This is a genomic window from Enterococcus sp. DIV0800 (genome assembly GCF_050559735.1).
GTDB classification, from domain to species: Bacteria; Bacillota; Bacilli; order Lactobacillales; family Enterococcaceae; genus Enterococcus_A; species Enterococcus_A devriesei.
The window spans coordinates 491,052-510,311 of the sequence record NZ_CP187898.1; the positions used below are offsets into that span (position 1 = coordinate 491,052).

Consider the following 19,260-nt stretch of genomic DNA (forward strand, 5'->3'; position numbering starts at 1 on the left):
TACGGCCAGTTGGCCGTATTTTTTTAATTTAAGGCGGTAACGATGCGTTGCAGTCCTTCTTCAAGCGTTTTTCGCGGACAAGCGACATTCAAACGCATATGCTGTTTGCCACTAGGACCGTAGCTTACTCCCGTGTTTAGCACGACTTTACCTTTATGAACCAATAAATTCTCCAATTCCTCATCAGAAAAACCGTAGTCAGAAAAATCCACCCACAATAGATAGGTTCCTTCTGGTTTCATGATTGCTGCTTTGGGCAAATGCTTTTGGAAAAAGTCCAGCGTATAAGCAACATTGCCTTGAAGATAGTCTAATAGTTCTTTCAACCAAGTATCTCCTGTTCGATAAGCGGCTTCCATTCCCGCTAAACCAAAGGTATTGATTTCTTGTTGGAAGTTTTCTTCTTGCTTGCGAGTCAATTGTTTTTTCAACCGCTCGTTTTTTACGAAGACGATGGAATTTTTGATTCCAGCCAAATTGAACGTCTTAGTCATGGAAGTAAATTGAACACTAAAGTCGCTGAAAGAATCCCCCGCAGCAAAAAAAGAAGTCATCTCATGAGGCGCAAACACCAAATCTTGATGAATCTCATCGCTCAAGACGAGGACACCGTATTTTTTACAAAGCTCGCCTAGTTGGTTTAACTCATTTTTAGTCCAAACGCGTCCGCCAGGATTGTGAGGATTGCATAAAATCATCAGCTTGATCTTTTCATGTTTAAATTTTTCCTCGATGTCAGCCAGGTCCATTATGAAATGGCCGTCTTCTTCAATTAAACGACTACGAATCAATTTGCGTCGGTTCGTTGTGATGATATTGGCAAATGGCGGATAAACGGGATCATGGATCAAGATGGCATCGTTTGGTTCTGTCAACGCTTGAAGCGCGGTCGTGATCCCAGCTAACACACCAGAGAAAAACAGTATCTCACTTTTTTCAACAGTAAGTTGATGATGTCGCTGTTCCCAATCAATAATACTTTCGTACAAACTCTCCGGAGTATCTGCATAGCCGATCACTCCATGGTTTATGACGTCTTGATAGGCTTTTAAAACACCGTGTGGCGCTTTGAAATCCATATCGGCGATCCACAGAGGTAGGAGTTCCTTTTCATTGTACGTTTTTAAAATCGTGTCCCACTTTACACTGTTGGTTCCAATCCGATTAATCGGTTCATTAAAATCAGTCAATTTCCTTCCCCCTTGTTGATTAACTTCTATTTATTCCCTAAATACAGTATAATGATTCTTGCGAAAAGAGGGAAATGAATGGGATATAAAATTGGAAATATTATTGAAGGTCGCGTGACTGGAATTCAACCTTATGGAGCGTTTATTTCATTGGACGATCAAACGCAAGGGTTGATTCACGTATCAGAAGTACAATCAGGTTATACGAAAAACATTCACAATTTTTTAGAAGTTGGGCAGAAGGTTAAGGTTCAGATTATCGATATCGATGAATATACCAAAAAAATTAGTCTGTCCTTACGGACCTTAACGGAGCATCCCGTGGAAACAGCCTATCATCGGAAACGTTACTTTACGAATCGAAATAAAAATATTGGTTTTCGTTCACTTGAAAAAAATATGCCTATTTGGATTAGCGAAGCAATTGATTATTTGCTGAAAGAAAGCAATGAAAAATAATAAATGATTTTATGCAAAGAATTTCTTTTTTTCTGAAAGCGTGGTACAATGAGGTCGATTTATGAGTAGCTAATGTAGAGGTGAAAATTGTGACGAAACAAGTATCAGGAACAATCATGTTGCATTTAGAAGATGGATCGAAACGTTTTTTAGTTCACGAAACCGAAAGTAGTAAAGAGTTTGCTCGCACTGATACCCAAACGGAAACAACTGTATTAGCCAGTTTTTTGAATTTTTTGAAAAGTAATTTATATATTGATGTCAATCGCATCCGCTTAGTAGAATTGACGAACACGCAATCAAACGGCGCCAACATGCCTCTATATGTTTTTGAAATGACGAGCGAAGAAGCTACCGAATTGCCTAAAGATTTTGCTTGGGAGACACCGGATAGTGTCAGAGAAATCCTCGGAACAATAGAAATAGAAGGCGTACCATTATTTGAATAATGATCAGCTAAAAAGAACTTATAAAATAAGTTCTTTTTTTTTTTGAAAAAAATAGTTGACCTATATTAAATTAAGTGGTAAATTAAGTAACGTTGTCGAGGCAGTAAAGCCGAACAATGACTTTTGAAATTTAAATTAATTAAAAAAAGTTGTTGACATTCACTCAGTAACCTGTTAAGATATAAAAGTTGCTGAAACAAAGCGACGAACAACGTAGACCTTTGAAAACTGAACGAATAAAACAAACCAAATGTGTAGGGCGCTTCTTTTATAGAAGCAAACAACATAGCAAGCAATATGCTAGCAAGTCAATTATTACAATTGAGCTTAACAATCGTAAGATTGTTTCAAACACTTTTTATGAGAGTTTGATCCTGGCTCAGGACGAACGCTGGCGGCGTGCCTAATACATGCAAGTCGAACGCTTTTTCTTTCACCGGAGCTTGCTCCACCGAAAGAAGAAGAGTGGCGAACGGGTGAGTAACACGTGGGTAACCTGCCCATCAGAAGGGGATAACACTTGGAAACAGGTGCTAATACCGTATAATAAGTAAAACCGCATGGTTTTACTTTGAAAGGCGCTTTTGCGTCACTGATGGATGGACCCGCGGTGCATTAGCTAGTTGGTGAGGTAACGGCTCACCAAGGCAACGATGCATAGCCGACCTGAGAGGGTGATCGGCCACATTGGGACTGAGACACGGCCCAAACTCCTACGGGAGGCAGCAGTAGGGAATCTTCGGCAATGGACGAAAGTCTGACCGAGCAACGCCGCGTGAGTGAAGAAGGTTTTCGGATCGTAAAACTCTGTTGTTAGAGAAGAACAAGGATGAGAGTAAAAAGTTCATCCCTTGACGGTATCTAACCAGAAAGCCACGGCTAACTACGTGCCAGCAGCCGCGGTAATACGTAGGTGGCAAGCGTTGTCCGGATTTATTGGGCGTAAAGCGAGCGCAGGCGGTTTCTTAAGTCTGATGTGAAAGCCCCCGGCTCAACCGGGGAGGGTCATTGGAAACTGGGAAACTTGAGTGCAGAAGAGGAGAGTGGAATTCCATGTGTAGCGGTGAAATGCGTAGATATATGGAGGAACACCAGTGGCGAAGGCGGCTCTCTGGTCTGTAACTGACGCTGAGGCTCGAAAGCGTGGGGAGCAAACAGGATTAGATACCCTGGTAGTCCACGCCGTAAACGATGAGTGCTAAGTGTTGGAGGGTTTCCGCCCTTCAGTGCTGCAGCTAACGCATTAAGCACTCCGCCTGGGGAGTACGACCGCAAGGTTGAAACTCAAAGGAATTGACGGGGGCCCGCACAAGCGGTGGAGCATGTGGTTTAATTCGAAGCAACGCGAAGAACCTTACCAGGTCTTGACATCCTTTGACCACTCTAGAGATAGAGCTTCCCCTTCGGGGGCAAAGTGACAGGTGGTGCATGGTTGTCGTCAGCTCGTGTCGTGAGATGTTGGGTTAAGTCCCGCAACGAGCGCAACCCTTATTGTTAGTTGCCATCATTTAGTTGGGCACTCTAGCGAGACTGCCGGTGACAAACCGGAGGAAGGTGGGGATGACGTCAAATCATCATGCCCCTTATGACCTGGGCTACACACGTGCTACAATGGGAAGTACAACGAGTCGCGAAGTCGCGAGGCTAAGCTAATCTCTTAAAGCTTCTCTCAGTTCGGATTGTAGGCTGCAACTCGCCTACATGAAGCCGGAATCGCTAGTAATCGCGGATCAGCACGCCGCGGTGAATACGTTCCCGGGCCTTGTACACACCGCCCGTCACACCACGAGAGTTTGTAACACCCGAAGTCGGTGAGGTAACCTTTTGGAGCCAGCCGCCTAAGGTGGGATAGATGATTGGGGTGAAGTCGTAACAAGGTAGCCGTATCGGAAGGTGCGGCTGGATCACCTCCTTTCTAAGGAAATAGTTCATCTAAGATGAACGTTACGGAAACTACACAGGATTGCTTTTATTCGTTCAGTTTTGAGAGGTTTACTCTCAAAAATCGTTCATTGAAAACTGGATACAGAAACACATTTTTTTAAACAAACCGAGAACACCGCGTTGAATGAGTTTTTTAATAAGTTCAATTGCTTATTTATTACTAAGGAACATGATCGCTCATGGGAATTAGTAAGACCCTTGACGAAAGTCAAGATAAGGTTAAGTGAATAAGGGCGCACGGTGGATGCCTTGGCACTAGGAGCCGATGAAGGACGGGACTAACACCGATATGCTTCGGGGAGCTGTAAGTAAGCTTTGATCCGGAGATTTCCGAATGGGGGAACCCAGCATCTTTTATAGGATGTTACTTTTCAGTGAATACATAGCTGATTAGAGGTAGACGCAGAGAACTGAAACATCTAAGTACCTGCAGGAAGAGAAAGAAAATTCGATTCCCTGAGTAGCGGCGAGCGAAACGGGAAAAGCCCAAACCAAGAGGCTTGCCTCTTGGGGTTGTAGGACTCCGATATGGTAGTCCAGTGAAATAGTCGAAGGACCTGGAAAGGTCTGCTAGAAAGGGTAAAAGCCCCGTAGACAAAATTTGACTGGCACCTAGGAGGATCCTGAGTACGGCGGAACACGAGGAATTCCGTCGGAATCCGGGAGGACCATCTCCCAAGGCTAAATACTCCCTAGTGACCGATAGTGAACCAGTACCGTGAGGGAAAGGTGAAAAGCACCCCGGAAGGGGAGTGAAATAGATCCTGAAACCGTGTGTCTACAACAAGTTAGAGCCCGTTAATGGGTGATAGCGTGCCTTTTGTAGAATGAACCGGCGAGTTACGATTACTTGCGAGGTTAAGTTGAAAAGACGGAGCCGTAGCGAAAGCGAGTCTGAATAGGGCGAATGAGTAAGTGGTCGTAGACCCGAAACCATGTGATCTACCCATGTCCAGGTTGAAGGTGCGGTAAAACGCACTGGAGGACCGAACCCACGTACGTTGAAAAGTGCGGGGATGAGGTGTGGGTAGCGGAGAAATTCCAAACGAACTTGGAGATAGCTGGTTCTCTCCGAAATAGCTTTAGGGCTAGCCTCAGAGTAAGAATGATGGAGGTAGAGCACTGTTTGGACTAGGGGCCCATCTCGGGTTACCGAATTCAGATAAACTCCGAATGCCATCCATTCATCTCTGGGAGTCAGACTGTGAGTGATAAGATCCATAGTCGAAAGGGAAACAGCCCAGACCACCAGCTAAGGTCCCAAAATAACTATTAAGTGGAAAAGGATGTGGGGTTGCACAGACAACTAGGATGTTGGCTCAGAAGCAGCCACCATTTAAAGAGTGCGTAATAGCTCACTAGTCGAGTGACCCTGCGCCGAAAATGTACCGGGGCTAAATAGTTTACCGAAGCTGTGGAACATACCAATAGGTATGTTGGTAGGAGAGCGTTCTAAGGGCGTTGAAGGTAGATCGTGAGGACTGCTGGAGCGCTTAGAAGTGAGAATGCCGGTATGAGTAGCGAAAGACAGGTGAGAATCCTGTCCACCGAATGACTAAGGTTTCCTGGGGAAGGCTCGTCCGCCCAGGGTTAGTCGGGACCTAAGCCGAGGCCGAAAGGCGTAGGCGATGGATAACAGGTTGATATTCCTGTACCCGTTGTTTTTGTTTGAGCAATGGAGGGACGCAGGAGGCTAAGGAATCAGACGATTGGAAATGTCTGTCCAAGCAATGAGTCTTGAGGCGAGTCAAATGCTTGCTTCTCTAAGGACAAGTTGTGATGGGGAGGGAAATAATAGTACCGAAGTTCCTGATGTCACACTGCCGAGAAAAGCTTCTAGTGAGAAAACAATGGCCCGTACCGCAAACCGACACAGGTAGTCGAGGAGAGAATCCTAAGGTGAGCGAGAGAACTCTCGTTAAGGAACTCGGCAAAATGACCCCGTAACTTCGGGAGAAGGGGTGCTGATCTAACGATCAGCCGCAGTGAATAGGCCCAAGCGACTGTTTATCAAAAACACAGGTCTCTGCAAAATCGAAAGATGACGTATAGGGGCTGACGCCTGCCCGGTGCTGGAAGGTTAAGAGGAGTGCTTAGCGTAAGCGAAGGTACGAATTGAAGCCCCAGTAAACGGCGGCCGTAACTATAACGGTCCTAAGGTAGCGAAATTCCTTGTCGGGTAAGTTCCGACCCGCACGAAAGGCGTAACGATTTGGGCACTGTCTCAACGAGAGACTCGGTGAAATTTTAGTACCTGTGAAGATGCAGGTTACCCGCGACAGGACGGAAAGACCCCATGGAGCTTTACTGCAGTTTGATATTGAGTGTTTGTACCACATGTACAGGATAGGTAGGAGCCGTAGAAGTCGGGACGCTAGTTTCGACAGAGGCGCTGGTGGGATACTACCCCTGTGTTATGACCACTCTAACCCGCACCACTAATCGTGGTGGGAGACAGTGTCAGATGGGCAGTTTGACTGGGGCGGTCGCCTCCTAAAGAGTAACGGAGGCGCCCAAAGGTTCCCTCAGAATGGTTGGAAATCATTCGCAGAGTGTAAAGGCACAAGGGAGCTTGACTGCGAGACCTACAAGTCGAGCAGGGACGAAAGTCGGGCTTAGTGATCCGGTGGTTCCGCATGGAAGGGCCATCGCTCAACGGATAAAAGCTACCCTGGGGATAACAGGCTTATCTCCCCCAAGAGTCCACATCGACGGGGAGGTTTGGCACCTCGATGTCGGCTCGTCGCATCCTGGGGCTGTAGTCGGTCCCAAGGGTTGGGCTGTTCGCCCATTAAAGCGGCACGCGAGCTGGGTTCAGAACGTCGTGAGACAGTTCGGTCCCTATCCGTCGCGGGCGTTGGAAATTTGAGAGGATCTGTCCTTAGTACGAGAGGACCGGGATGGACTTACCGCTGGTGTACCAGTTGTCTCGCCAGAGGCATCGCTGGGTAGCTATGTAGGGAAGGGATAAACGCTGAAAGCATCTAAGTGTGAAGCCCACCTCAAGATGAGATTTCCCATTTCTTTAAGAAAGTAAGATCCCTGAGAGATGATCAGGTAGATAGGTCAGGAGTGGAAGTGCAGTGATGTACGGAGCGGACTGATACTAATCGATCGAGGACTTAACCAAAAATTGATTCAAGGTTGTTTAAAAACGTTTCTGATCCAGTTTTGAGTGAACGAAGTTTACTCAAACAAATAGTGTGGTGGCGATAGCGGGAAGGATACACCTGTTCCCATGTCGAACACAGAAGTTAAGCTTCTTAGCGCCGATTGTAGTGAGGGGTTGCCCCTTGTGAGATTAGGACGTCGCCACGCGAATTCCATCCTTAATTGGATGGAATTTTTATTTCGATAAAATAATATTGTTCATATTTCTATGCTGTTCTTTTACTTGAAATTTTGAATTAGTATTATTTAGTTGTAAAAAACTAACGTTGATTTAAAGCTGTTTTAGTCGATATAAAATATTTATTTTTTAAAATAAAAGTATTGACACTTTAGATTCGTTAAGTTATTATAACTAAGTCGCATAAAGTGATGACGACAACTTCTTAAAAAATTAATTAAAAAAAGTTGTTGACATTCACTCAGTAACCTGTTAAGATATAAAAGTTGCTGAAACAAAGCGACGAACAACGTAGACCTTTGAAAACTGAACGAATAAAACAAACCAAATGTGTAGGGCGCTTCTTTTATAGAAGCAAACAACATAGCAAGCAATATGCTAGCAAGTCAATTATTACAATTGAGCTTAACAATCGCAAGATTGTTTCAAACACTTTTTATGAGAGTTTGATCCTGGCTCAGGACGAACGCTGGCGGCGTGCCTAATACATGCAAGTCGAACGCTTTTTCTTTCACCGGAGCTTGCTCCACCGAAAGAAAAAGAGTGGCGAACGGGTGAGTAACACGTGGGTAACCTGCCCATCAGAAGGGGATAACACTTGGAAACAGGTGCTAATACCGTATAACAAGTAAAACCGCATGGTTTTACTTTGAAAGGCGCTTTTGCGTCACTGATGGATGGACCCGCGGTGCATTAGCTAGTTGGTGAGGTAACGGCTCACCAAGGCAACGATGCATAGCCGACCTGAGAGGGTGATCGGCCACATTGGGACTGAGACACGGCCCAAACTCCTACGGGAGGCAGCAGTAGGGAATCTTCGGCAATGGACGAAAGTCTGACCGAGCAACGCCGCGTGAGTGAAGAAGGTTTTCGGATCGTAAAACTCTGTTGTTAGAGAAGAACAAGGATGAGAGTAAAAAGTTCATCCCTTGACGGTATCTAACCAGAAAGCCACGGCTAACTACGTGCCAGCAGCCGCGGTAATACGTAGGTGGCAAGCGTTGTCCGGATTTATTGGGCGTAAAGCGAGCGCAGGCGGTTTCTTAAGTCTGATGTGAAAGCCCCCGGCTCAACCGGGGAGGGTCATTGGAAACTGGGAAACTTGAGTGCAGAAGAGGAGAGTGGAATTCCATGTGTAGCGGTGAAATGCGTAGATATATGGAGGAACACCAGTGGCGAAGGCGGCTCTCTGGTCTGTAACTGACGCTGAGGCTCGAAAGCGTGGGGAGCAAACAGGATTAGATACCCTGGTAGTCCACGCCGTAAACGATGAGTGCTAAGTGTTGGAGGGTTTCCGCCCTTCAGTGCTGCAGCTAACGCATTAAGCACTCCGCCTGGGGAGTACGACCGCAAGGTTGAAACTCAAAGGAATTGACGGGGGCCCGCACAAGCGGTGGAGCATGTGGTTTAATTCGAAGCAACGCGAAGAACCTTACCAGGTCTTGACATCCTTTGACCACTCTAGAGATAGAGCTTCCCCTTCGGGGGCAAAGTGACAGGTGGTGCATGGTTGTCGTCAGCTCGTGTCGTGAGATGTTGGGTTAAGTCCCGCAACGAGCGCAACCCTTATTGTTAGTTGCCATCATTTAGTTGGGCACTCTAGCGAGACTGCCGGTGACAAACCGGAGGAAGGTGGGGATGACGTCAAATCATCATGCCCCTTATGACCTGGGCTACACACGTGCTACAATGGGAAGTACAACGAGTCGCGAAGTCGCGAGGCTAAGCTAATCTCTTAAAGCTTCTCTCAGTTCGGATTGTAGGCTGCAACTCGCCTACATGAAGCCGGAATCGCTAGTAATCGCGGATCAGCACGCCGCGGTGAATACGTTCCCGGGCCTTGTACACACCGCCCGTCACACCACGAGAGTTTGTAACACCCGAAGTCGGTGAGGTAACCTTTTGGAGCCAGCCGCCTAAGGTGGGATAGATGATTGGGGTGAAGTCGTAACAAGGTAGCCGTATCGGAAGGTGCGGCTGGATCACCTCCTTTCTAAGGAAATAGTTCATCTAAGATGAACGTTACGGAAACTACACAGGATTGCTTTTATTCGTTCAGTTTTGAGAGGTTTACTCTCAAAAATCGTTCATTGAAAACTGGATACAGAAACACATTTTTTTAAACAAACCGAGAACACCGCGTTGAATGAGTTTTTTAATAAGTTCAATTGCTTATTTATTACTAAGGAACATGATCGCTCATGGGAATTAGTAAGACCCTTGACGAAAGTCAAGATAAGGTTAAGTGAATAAGGGCGCACGGTGGATGCCTTGGCACTAGGAGCCGATGAAGGACGGGACTAACACCGATATGCTTCGGGGAGCTGTAAGTAAGCTTTGATCCGGAGATTTCCGAATGGGGGAACCCAGCATCTTTTATAGGATGTTACTTTTCAGTGAATACATAGCTGATTAGAGGTAGACGCAGAGAACTGAAACATCTAAGTACCTGCAGGAAGAGAAAGAAAATTCGATTCCCTGAGTAGCGGCGAGCGAAACGGGAAAAGCCCAAACCAAGAGGCTTGCCTCTTGGGGTTGTAGGACTCCGATATGGTAGTCCAGTGAAATAGTCGAAGGACCTGGAAAGGTCTGCTAGAAAGGGTAAAAGCCCCGTAGACAAAATTTGACTGGCACCTAGGAGGATCCTGAGTACGGCGGAACACGAGGAATTCCGTCGGAATCCGGGAGGACCATCTCCCAAGGCTAAATACTCCCTAGTGACCGATAGTGAACCAGTACCGTGAGGGAAAGGTGAAAAGCACCCCGGAAGGGGAGTGAAATAGATCCTGAAACCGTGTGTCTACAACAAGTTAGAGCCCGTTAATGGGTGATAGCGTGCCTTTTGTAGAATGAACCGGCGAGTTACGATTACTTGCGAGGTTAAGTTGAAAAGACGGAGCCGTAGCGAAAGCGAGTCTGAATAGGGCGAATGAGTAAGTGGTCGTAGACCCGAAACCATGTGATCTACCCATGTCCAGGTTGAAGGTGCGGTAAAACGCACTGGAGGACCGAACCCACGTACGTTGAAAAGTGCGGGGATGAGGTGTGGGTAGCGGAGAAATTCCAAACGAACTTGGAGATAGCTGGTTCTCTCCGAAATAGCTTTAGGGCTAGCCTCAGAGTAAGAATGATGGAGGTAGAGCACTGTTTGGACTAGGGGCCCATCTCGGGTTACCGAATTCAGATAAACTCCGAATGCCATCCATTCATCTCTGGGAGTCAGACTGTGAGTGATAAGATCCATAGTCGAAAGGGAAACAGCCCAGACCACCAGCTAAGGTCCCAAAATAACTATTAAGTGGAAAAGGATGTGGGGTTGCACAGACAACTAGGATGTTGGCTCAGAAGCAGCCACCATTTAAAGAGTGCGTAATAGCTCACTAGTCGAGTGACCCTGCGCCGAAAATGTACCGGGGCTAAATAGTTTACCGAAGCTGTGGAACATACCAATAGGTATGTTGGTAGGAGAGCGTTCTAAGGGCGTTGAAGGTAGATCGTGAGGACTGCTGGAGCGCTTAGAAGTGAGAATGCCGGTATGAGTAGCGAAAGACAGGTGAGAATCCTGTCCACCGAATGACTAAGGTTTCCTGGGGAAGGCTCGTCCGCCCAGGGTTAGTCGGGACCTAAGCCGAGGCCGAAAGGCGTAGGCGATGGATAACAGGTTGATATTCCTGTACCCGTTGTTTTTGTTTGAGCAATGGAGGGACGCAGGAGGCTAAGGAATCAGACGATTGGAAATGTCTGTCCAAGCAATGAGTCTTGAGGCGAGTCAAATGCTTGCTTCTCTAAGGACAAGTTGTGATGGGGAGGGAAATAATAGTACCGAAGTTCCTGATGTCACACTGCCGAGAAAAGCTTCTAGTGAGAAAACAATGGCCCGTACCGCAAACCGACACAGGTAGTCGAGGAGAGAATCCTAAGGTGAGCGAGAGAACTCTCGTTAAGGAACTCGGCAAAATGACCCCGTAACTTCGGGAGAAGGGGTGCTGATCTAACGATCAGCCGCAGTGAATAGGCCCAAGCGACTGTTTATCAAAAACACAGGTCTCTGCAAAATCGAAAGATGACGTATAGGGGCTGACGCCTGCCCGGTGCTGGAAGGTTAAGAGGAGTGCTTAGCGTAAGCGAAGGTACGAATTGAAGCCCCAGTAAACGGCGGCCGTAACTATAACGGTCCTAAGGTAGCGAAATTCCTTGTCGGGTAAGTTCCGACCCGCACGAAAGGCGTAACGATTTGGGCACTGTCTCAACGAGAGACTCGGTGAAATTTTAGTACCTGTGAAGATGCAGGTTACCCGCGACAGGACGGAAAGACCCCATGGAGCTTTACTGCAGTTTGATATTGAGTGTTTGTACCACATGTACAGGATAGGTAGGAGCCGTAGAAGTCGGGACGCTAGTTTCGACAGAGGCGCTGGTGGGATACTACCCCTGTGTTATGACCACTCTAACCCGCACCACTAATCGTGGTGGGAGACAGTGTCAGATGGGCAGTTTGACTGGGGCGGTCGCCTCCTAAAGAGTAACGGAGGCGCCCAAAGGTTCCCTCAGAATGGTTGGAAATCATTCGCAGAGTGTAAAGGCACAAGGGAGCTTGACTGCGAGACCTACAAGTCGAGCAGGGACGAAAGTCGGGCTTAGTGATCCGGTGGTTCCGCATGGAAGGGCCATCGCTCAACGGATAAAAGCTACCCTGGGGATAACAGGCTTATCTCCCCCAAGAGTCCACATCGACGGGGAGGTTTGGCACCTCGATGTCGGCTCGTCGCATCCTGGGGCTGTAGTCGGTCCCAAGGGTTGGGCTGTTCGCCCATTAAAGCGGCACGCGAGCTGGGTTCAGAACGTCGTGAGACAGTTCGGTCCCTATCCGTCGCGGGCGTTGGAAATTTGAGAGGATCTGTCCTTAGTACGAGAGGACCGGGATGGACTTACCGCTGGTGTACCAGTTGTCTCGCCAGAGGCATCGCTGGGTAGCTATGTAGGGAAGGGATAAACGCTGAAAGCATCTAAGTGTGAAGCCCACCTCAAGATGAGATTTCCCATTTCTTTAAGAAAGTAAGATCCCTGAGAGATGATCAGGTAGATAGGTCAGGAGTGGAAGTGCAGTGATGTACGGAGCGGACTGATACTAATCGATCGAGGACTTAACCAAAAATTGATTCAAGGTTGTTTAAAAACGTTTCTGATCCAGTTTTGAGTGAACGAAGTTTACTCAAACAAATAGTGTGGTGGCGATAGCGGGAAGGATACACCTGTTCCCATGTCGAACACAGAAGTTAAGCTTCTTAGCGCCGATTGTAGTGAGGGGTTGCCCCTTGTGAGATTAGGACGTCGCCACACGGTATTATTCCGGCATAGCTCAGTTGGTAGTAGCGCATGACTGTTAATCATGATGTCGTAGGTTCGAGTCCTACTGCCGGAGTTTTTAAGACAATCAATTGATTGTCTTTTTTTTGAATAAATTTGTGAAATTACATTTGAGCAAATGGTTATCCTTAATACATGAAAAAATGCTATGCTTGTTTTGAGGAGATGATAGAAATGTATTTAAAAGTAGCGGATGAATTAAAAGATCGTCTTTCAAGTTTCAAAAAAGAAGGTATAGTGGTTCTGGATTTAGATGATGGTGCGGGAAAGTATTCGAAAATGGGCGTTTGTTCTTTAGATACAAGTTTTCGTTTGCTAGTTTTGTCGCAGGATCAAGATCGTTCAGATTATACTTTAGACATCGATAGTGATGTGGGAGAAATTCCTATTAAAGAATATTCTAAAATTTATTTAGATGATCAAATGAGTTTGGAGTATGATGATCGTTTAGCTTTGATTAAACTGAAAAGTCCGAGCGGTGTGATTGACGGTAATGTGCCGATCGTTGACTTACGTAAATAAAAAAATGAAAAGCTTTAGCTTCCTGTTATTCTGGAAGCTAAAGCTTTTTTTTCTAATATAGAATACCGTATGCAAGGTTGAAGATGTTTTCTGGTCCATTGCCTTTTGGATTAATGTTGTCTGTTTGCTTGAGCCATTCTTTGTATTTCTTTTCAGAAGGAATCACTTTTGCCTCAGGCAGCGGAGTATTTTCAAATTTTTGTTCTAGTAGGGTTAAGGGTGTGGTCTCGCCATTTTCTTCGATTGTTTTTTTCCAGCTATTTGGATCTTGATTCTGTTCTTTTGCCAGTAGATCTAGAAGAATCGCGGAATAACCGCCGATAGCATAGCCTTCAATCGTTGCGCCTGAATCACGGTAAGCAGGATTGTCATCTTTAAGGATCACACTAAGGGCGCGATAGACATCGTCGTCTGTCTTTATCGTATCAGGCAGGGTAGCCGGCGTAGAGACTAGCTTTTAATTCATAGTAATAAGCGGTTCCTTCCAAGCGATCACTAAGGATAGTGGCTTGATAATCTTTTTGATCATTCTTTTGATAGGCTTTGTACGTTGCTAGAGCATCTTTAATGTGAGCCTCACGATTGGGTGGATCGCTGATAGCAAGGGTCAATTGTTGTTGTAATAGCATTCGGGTTCTACGTGCGGCGCTATCATCTAGGCGCTCGTCACGCTCGGTATTGTCGTAAGTGGTCTTTTTCCAAGTCTCTTGTGGGATGGCATGGAAAAGTTCGTGAGCATAGGTAATGAAGGGATCATAGGTACCTAAATGTTCGTAACGTTGGAATGTATAATAGTTGGTCAATGCTGCGGGATCGACGGCTACGACCGCACCAGAGGCACCATCTTTTTTGAGTTGGGCCCAGTCCCCATTGAGTTTCATTTGCCGGCCGCCTAATTTATCTAGTTCATCAGAAGTGATGGTTTTATAACGGCCATCAGGTTCAATCCGATAGATCTTCTTTGTTTTGATATCTTGAGCGATTAATAGTTGATTTGTTTCAGTATTGTTTAGCCACAAGGTTGAAGTCTTTTCATTGTAGGATTTTACTTGCTGAGCTAAGACTTTGATATACTCTTCAGTCGTTTTTGGCTGCTGACGACTGGCAGCACCAAAAGCAAAATCCCCTTCTCCCAACACTGGAATCGTTGCTTCAGCTGTATGTGGCATTTGGAAAAAGACTCGATGGCCAAGAAATACGGCTCCGTATAGAATACCAATCAGCACGATCAATCCAATTATCAGCCGTAGTAAAATCTTTCCTATTTTTTTCAAGTTGGTTCACTCCTTATCTGTTCTGGCTTACTATATCAAAAAATAATTGTTGAAGGTACTTAATTAACTTATAAAAAAAGAAGCGGCGGACCTTCAATAAGTCCGCTGCTTCTTAATTTGGACGCTTGATGTCAACTAAATCAGAAAGATGACTATAAGTATTGCCTGCTAAGCGTGCCAAGGGATTTAATTTTAACGCGTCAATGTATTCTTTTTCCTGATCAAAGAGGCTCTCTGAAAAATGATAATTCAAGACTTCTAAGATAAAAAGATCACTGATAATTTTCGCATCGGTTCCAGTAATAGGAACGTATTGATGCAACCGGACTTCGAAATAAAGCGGCGCTGCTTTAATCGCAGGAACAGAGACGGCTTGGCTATCTATTAATGCCAAGTTTGTTCCAGTTAATTCACTTTCAGTCGATGGCAGTGAAGCGGCAGATTGATTCATCTCATGTAGCAGCTCATCATTGACGATGTGAATGACGCCTTCTTTTTGCTGGAGCAGGTTGGCTGCCGTATCTTTCATTTCAGCACTTTTACGATTGATCGAAAGACTAACTAGCGGCAGATCCTTAGCTACGACATTGAAGTAGCTAAACGGGGCGGCATTGACTATGCCTGTTTCCTCGTTGCGAGTAGTAATCCAAGCAATCGGTCTGGGAATGATGCTGCCGGTTAAAAATTTATAATTTTGTTTCGTCGTCAATTCATTTGCGGGAAAGAAAAGCATAGTTTCCTCCTTATTGACGTTTATGGTTCGCGTCTGAAGTATCAAAAGGTCGTACATATTCTTCGATTTCTTCACGTTTTGATTGTAGATGTGGCGGTAAGGATAAGATTTCACCTGCATGTTCATAGGTTTCATCTTGCAAGAAACCAGGGCCATCTGTTGCTAGCTCGAATAACACATTTGGTGCTGCTAAGAAATATTCGGATTGGAAATAGAACCGATCAACAAAGCCTGAACTTGGGAATTCCAAGGCATTGATTTTTTCGATCCAATCACGTAATGCTTCATCATCAGCCACTCGTAAGGCTAAATGGTGAACGTTGCCGTAGCCTTCTTGGGCAGGAATCATATCTGGTTGGTCGTCTACGAGAATCGTTGCGCCATTGCCGCCTTCGCCAACTTCAAATTGATGGAGGCTGCCTTCTTCAGCGGTCTCTTCAAAGCCTAATAGATTTTCTAAAACTAATTTTAGGTGTTCAAATTTTGCGACCGTCACGATGGTTGGCCCTAAGCCGATAATTGCGTGTTCAGCCGGAACATTTGAATTCTTCCAAGGTGTTCCGCCAGCGACACCATGATTTTTTTCATCTGAGACTAATTGGAATAATTGGTCGTCATAATCATGAAATTCTAAGTATTTTTTACCGAAGCGTTCTTTGATCTCGCCATGTTCGACATTCAGGTCAGAGAAGCGTTTGGTCCAATAGTTTAAGGAAGCGTCCGTTGGAACCCGGAAGCCCGTTCGAGAGATGCTGTTGGTTCCTTTAGTCCCTTTAGGAATGTTTGGAAAATCAAAGAACGTCATGTCAGTGCCTGGTGCGCCAGCATCATCGGTAAAGTATAAATGATAAGTCTCGATATCGTCTTGGTTGACGGTTTTTTTAATCATACGTAAGCCTAAAATATCAGTAAAGAAGCGATAATTTTTTTCGGCGCTTGAAGTCATAGCTGTCACGTGGTGTAATCCGCGAATTTGTGTGTCCATAATAATTCCTCCTAAGTTCTTACTAAAAGTAAGTTTATCTGATAGTTCGCTTTTCAGCAAGAATTTTGCTTCTGCCACTATTTATAGGTAGAATCAGTAAGAGAATAAATAGGAGGGAAAACATGAAAAAAGTAGTATTGTTTGATCTTGATGGTACATTGACTGATTCTAGTGAAGGAATTTTGAAGAGTATTCGTTATATGCTGACGAAGATGATTCTGCCGATTCCTGATGAGGAGACGCTCCACAGTTTTATTGGGCCGCCGTTACGGGAGACGTTGCACCATTTATATGAATTGACGGATCAGGAAGCCCGCCAAGCAGAAGGCTTCTATCGTGAATACTTTGCAGAGCATGGAATTCAGCAGTTATCTGTTTATGATGGGGTAGCAGAGATGCTGGGTGACCTGTCAAAAGAATATACGTTAGCGGTGGCGACTTCGAAGCCGGAAGTATTTGCTCGTCAGATTATTGAAGGTATTGGCTTAACGAAATATTTTGCGGGTGTTTTTGGGGCTGATTTAATTGGTGAGCGTTCTAAGAAAGTTGACGTGATCGCTTATGCTTTGGCTCAGTTGAAGGATTCTGCCGCTGTCATGATTGGGGATCGGAAATTTGATATTCTCGGAGCAAAGGCTAACCAGCTGAGAAGTATTGGCGTATTATATGGTTTTGGCCATTATGAAGAATTAGCTGAAGCTCAGCCAGAAAAAATAGTTAAAACAGTAGAGGAGCTGCCAGCAGCGGTGAGGGAAGTATTGTGAATGTAACCGATGCTTTATAAAAAAAAGACAGACCTATCATAACGCAAAAGTTTAAACATTGAATATTCTTGCGCCCTAAAAATGAGTAAATAAAAAAAGCTCTCAATTTGAGAGCTTTTTTTTATTGGCTTCGACTTAGTACCAGCCGTTTGCTTGCCAGAATGCTTGAGCGCCTTCCCATGAACCATAACGAGAAGAAACATATTGATCAGCTACACGTTCTTGGTTAGCAGCTGAGTAATCACCATTTAAGTATGAAGAAGATAATTGGTAACGTCCGATGTATTGACCGTTTGTTGCTGTGTAAGAACCGCTAGATTCGCGTTGTGCGATCCATTCTTTTGCAGAGTTCGTGCTTGCTGGAGTTGAAGCTTCAGCGGCAGGAGCAGCGGCTTGTTGTGTTTGTTGTACTGGAGCTGTTTCTTGAACAGGTGCTGCTTCTTGGACAGGAGCTTGAGCTGCTGCAGGAGCTGCTTGTTCTTGAACAGGAGCAACTGTAGTGTTGCCTTTTGCATCTGTATCAATCGTTAAGTTTTGACCTTCAAAGATCATGTCAACGTTTGAAATGTTGTTTTCTTTCGCAATTGAATTAACTAAGCTGTTGTCGCCAGCAAATTTCATTGAGATTTTTGATAACGTATCACCTGATTGAACAGTGTAGTTTTCTGCGGCGTGTGCATCGTTCGTTCCTAGTGCGAATACTGCACCGGCTGTAAGTAAAGTCGTAAGTACAAGAGTTTTTCCAAATTTCATTATGTAAATTCCTCCAAAAAAGTTTTTGATGTAAATCAGTCATTTCGACTACGAGACATACTTTACCATCGTTTTTCCTTGCGTAGGTTATAAACCAGTAACAATACGTTACAGTGTAATGTATGAATGTAACAAAACTTAGTTAAAACCGTGCTTTTGAAATACTTAATCTCTTTTAAGAAGGAATTAAAAGAGTGGATTGATAGGGATTAGAGCCACTTTTTGCGCCCACTTTTTTTGAAAGCGGTTCGCAAAACTGCAATCTTGCAATGGTGTTGTAAAGATTCAGAAAATTGGATCGAAGAAAAACCGCAAAAAACGGCTGTAATTGATTAAGAAAAAGTAAACAGGCCGCGGTTGATCGTTCTTTTTTAAAGAAAAAATTGCTCTGTATAAGGAAGGAAAAATTTGGACTGCCTTAAAACAGGTAAGATTTTAGTTAATTGGAGGCGTTGGACTGGTTTGGCTATCTAGTGGCAGCAGCCAAAATATGGAAAGGATTCGATAAAGGTAAAAAAGATCAGAACTGGTATTAGATTTTTGTTAGTGAAAACTGATTTTTTTGCTATGTAGGATTGAATCGTGACATCGCATAGTTAACTCGCTTCAATTAAACGTTGATATAGCAAGGTTTGCTATCAATTCATGATTTTAATTTTTATTCTTGTTGACAAATTAGAAAAGACCACCTTAGTATTGGTCTATGGTTATAACCAGTTGCGAAAGTAGGAGAATCCCATGGAAAATTCTTTTAAAAGCAAAGCTTTGTATTATCAGTTGGTTGATTTGTTGCAGGAACGGATCGAAAAGCAAATGATTCCACACGACAAGCTGCCCTCTGAACGTGAGCTGACTGCCCAATATGGAGTGAGTCGGACGACGGTCCGCTTGGCTCTGCAGGAATTAGAAAGCGGCGGCTACATTTATCGGCGGCATGGTAAAGGAACCTTTGTCTCTGATATCCAGAAAAAAGCGGCGGATATTGCGGGTGCTTATAGTTTCACCGAACAGATGAAAAGTTTGGGAAGACATCCTGATACACGTATTTTATCCTTTGAACAAATCGAGGCCGATAAGTTTATCGCAAAACATTTGAACCTTTCATTAGGCGAAGCTATTTATAAGTTAAGTCGGTTGCGTTCAGCGGATCGTGAACCGTTGATGATCGAAGATACCTATTTACCGGTCAAGCTTTTTATGACTTTAGATGACAAATTATTGCGGAGTAAACCATTGTATGATCTTTTTTCTGAGGATTTCAATCAAACCGTACGTTTAGCTGATGAAGAATTATACGCAAGTATCGCCTCAAAGGAAGATGCTAAACAGCTGATGATCAATGAAGGGGCACCCGTTCTGCACCTTGCACGGCAAACTTACAATATGAAAAATGAAATTATTGAATTTACATTAAGCGTTGCTCGAGCGGATCAGTTTCATTACCAGATTCGCCATATTCGAAATAGTTAGG

11 protein-coding genes, 1 tRNA gene and 6 rRNA genes are annotated in these 19,260 nt (G+C 44.7%); 12 read left to right on the forward strand and 6 right to left on the reverse strand.

All coding sequences use genetic code 11. The features are described from left to right. Positions 1–23: 23 nt before the first annotated feature. Positions 24–1,190, reverse strand: a complete 1,167-nt coding sequence (locus IGI54_RS02280; protein ID WP_430621063.1) for a MalY/PatB family protein — start codon at positions 1,188–1,190, stop codon at positions 24–26. 78 nt (positions 1,191–1,268) lie between these two features. On the opposite strand from IGI54_RS02280, the gene IGI54_RS02285 reads away from it, so the two are divergent. From IGI54_RS02285 to IGI54_RS02330, 10 genes are all read left to right on the forward strand, one after another. Then, on the forward strand, positions 1,269–1,649 hold the full coding sequence (locus tag IGI54_RS02285; RefSeq protein ID WP_071863399.1) for a CvfD/Ygs/GSP13 family RNA-binding post-transcriptional regulator: 381 nt from the start codon (positions 1,269–1,271) through the stop codon (positions 1,647–1,649). Between the two features lie 86 nt (positions 1,650–1,735). After that, a complete protein-coding gene (locus IGI54_RS02290) occupies positions 1,736–2,098 on the forward strand; it encodes a hypothetical protein (RefSeq protein WP_430621467.1) in 363 nt (120 codons plus the stop codon). A gap of 356 nt (positions 2,099–2,454) precedes the next feature. Then, positions 2,455–4,013 (forward strand): 16S ribosomal RNA (locus tag IGI54_RS02295). Between the two features lie 246 nt (positions 4,014–4,259). Continuing rightward, positions 4,260–7,172: ribosomal RNA gene (locus tag IGI54_RS02300) — 23S ribosomal RNA — on the forward strand. Between the two features lie 72 nt (positions 7,173–7,244). Then, positions 7,245–7,360, forward strand: a 5S ribosomal RNA gene (gene rrf / locus IGI54_RS02305). A gap of 465 nt (positions 7,361–7,825) precedes the next feature. Next, positions 7,826–9,384, forward strand: a 16S ribosomal RNA gene (locus tag IGI54_RS02310). A 246-nt stretch (positions 9,385–9,630) separates the two neighbouring features. Further along, positions 9,631–12,543: ribosomal RNA gene (locus tag IGI54_RS02315) — 23S ribosomal RNA — on the forward strand. A 72-nt stretch (positions 12,544–12,615) separates the two neighbouring features. Continuing rightward, positions 12,616–12,731, forward strand: a 5S ribosomal RNA gene (rrf, locus tag IGI54_RS02320). Together the 16S, 23S and 5S rRNA genes with 1 tRNA gene alongside form the textbook arrangement of a ribosomal RNA operon. Positions 12,732–12,739: 8 nt before the next feature. Beyond that, positions 12,740–12,813 (forward strand) — tRNA-Asn (locus IGI54_RS02325). Positions 12,814–12,932: 119 nt separating this feature from the next. Continuing rightward, positions 12,933–13,280, forward strand: coding sequence for an iron-sulfur cluster biosynthesis family protein (locus tag IGI54_RS02330; protein ID WP_071862372.1), 348 nt, complete (start codon positions 12,933–12,935; stop codon positions 13,278–13,280). A gap of 52 nt (positions 13,281–13,332) precedes the next feature. Here the strand turns inward: IGI54_RS02330 and IGI54_RS02335 are convergent, their stop codons facing one another. From IGI54_RS02335 to IGI54_RS02350, 4 genes are all read right to left on the reverse strand, one after another. Then, positions 13,333–13,665 carry a hypothetical protein gene (locus tag IGI54_RS02335; protein WP_430621064.1) on the reverse strand — a complete coding sequence of 111 codons (333 nt, stop codon included), beginning with the start codon at positions 13,663–13,665 and terminating at the stop codon, positions 13,333–13,335. A gap of 40 nt (positions 13,666–13,705) precedes the next feature. Further along, the gene (locus IGI54_RS02340) at positions 13,706–14,554 is read right to left on the reverse strand and encodes a hypothetical protein (RefSeq protein WP_430621065.1); all 849 of its coding nucleotides are present in this window, start codon (positions 14,552–14,554) and stop codon (positions 13,706–13,708) included. 112 nt (positions 14,555–14,666) lie between these two features. Further along, on the reverse strand, positions 14,667–15,287 hold the full coding sequence (locus IGI54_RS02345) for a flavin reductase family protein (RefSeq protein ID WP_430621066.1): 621 nt from the start codon (positions 15,285–15,287) through the stop codon (positions 14,667–14,669). Positions 15,288–15,297: 10 nt separating this feature from the next. Then, entirely contained in the window at positions 15,298–16,272 is a 975-nt protein-coding gene (locus IGI54_RS02350; protein ID WP_379946490.1) for a ring-cleaving dioxygenase, read from the reverse strand. Between the two features lie 122 nt (positions 16,273–16,394). Between IGI54_RS02350 and IGI54_RS02355 the strand changes: the two genes are divergently transcribed. Continuing rightward, a complete protein-coding gene (locus IGI54_RS02355; RefSeq protein ID WP_430621067.1) occupies positions 16,395–17,036 on the forward strand; it encodes an HAD hydrolase-like protein in 642 nt (213 codons plus the stop codon). Positions 17,037–17,171: 135 nt separating this feature from the next. Here IGI54_RS02355 and IGI54_RS02360 read toward each other — a convergent pair whose 3' ends face one another. Then, complete coding sequence (locus IGI54_RS02360; protein ID WP_216429449.1) at positions 17,172–17,789, reverse strand: LysM peptidoglycan-binding domain-containing protein; 618 nt, start codon at positions 17,787–17,789, stop codon at positions 17,172–17,174. 738 nt (positions 17,790–18,527) lie between these two features. Between IGI54_RS02360 and IGI54_RS02365 the strand changes: the two genes are divergently transcribed. Beyond that, positions 18,528–19,259, forward strand: a complete 732-nt coding sequence (locus tag IGI54_RS02365) for a GntR family transcriptional regulator (protein WP_071862363.1) — start codon at positions 18,528–18,530, stop codon at positions 19,257–19,259. Position 19,260 lies beyond the last annotated feature (1 nt).

Bases quoted from the DNA above. Each gene is read 5' to 3' on its own strand.
- IGI54_RS02285 (WP_071863399.1), top strand. From the start codon at position 1,269: ATGGGATATAAAATTGGAAATATTATTGAAGGTCGCGTGACTGGAATT.
- IGI54_RS02330 (WP_071862372.1), top strand. From the start codon at position 12,933: ATGTATTTAAAAGTAGCGGATGAATTAAAAGATCGTCTTTCAAGTTTC.
- IGI54_RS02350 (WP_379946490.1), bottom strand. From the start codon at position 16,272: ATGGACACACAAATTCGCGGATTACACCACGTGACAGCTATGACTTCA.
- IGI54_RS02355 (WP_430621067.1), top strand. From the start codon at position 16,395: ATGAAAAAAGTAGTATTGTTTGATCTTGATGGTACATTGACTGATTCT.
- IGI54_RS02360 (WP_216429449.1), bottom strand. From the start codon at position 17,789: ATGAAATTTGGAAAAACTCTTGTACTTACGACTTTACTTACAGCCGGT.
- IGI54_RS02345 (WP_430621066.1), bottom strand. From the start codon at position 15,287: ATGCTTTTCTTTCCCGCAAATGAATTGACGACGAAACAAAATTATAAA.
- IGI54_RS02365 (WP_071862363.1), top strand. From the start codon at position 18,528: ATGGAAAATTCTTTTAAAAGCAAAGCTTTGTATTATCAGTTGGTTGAT.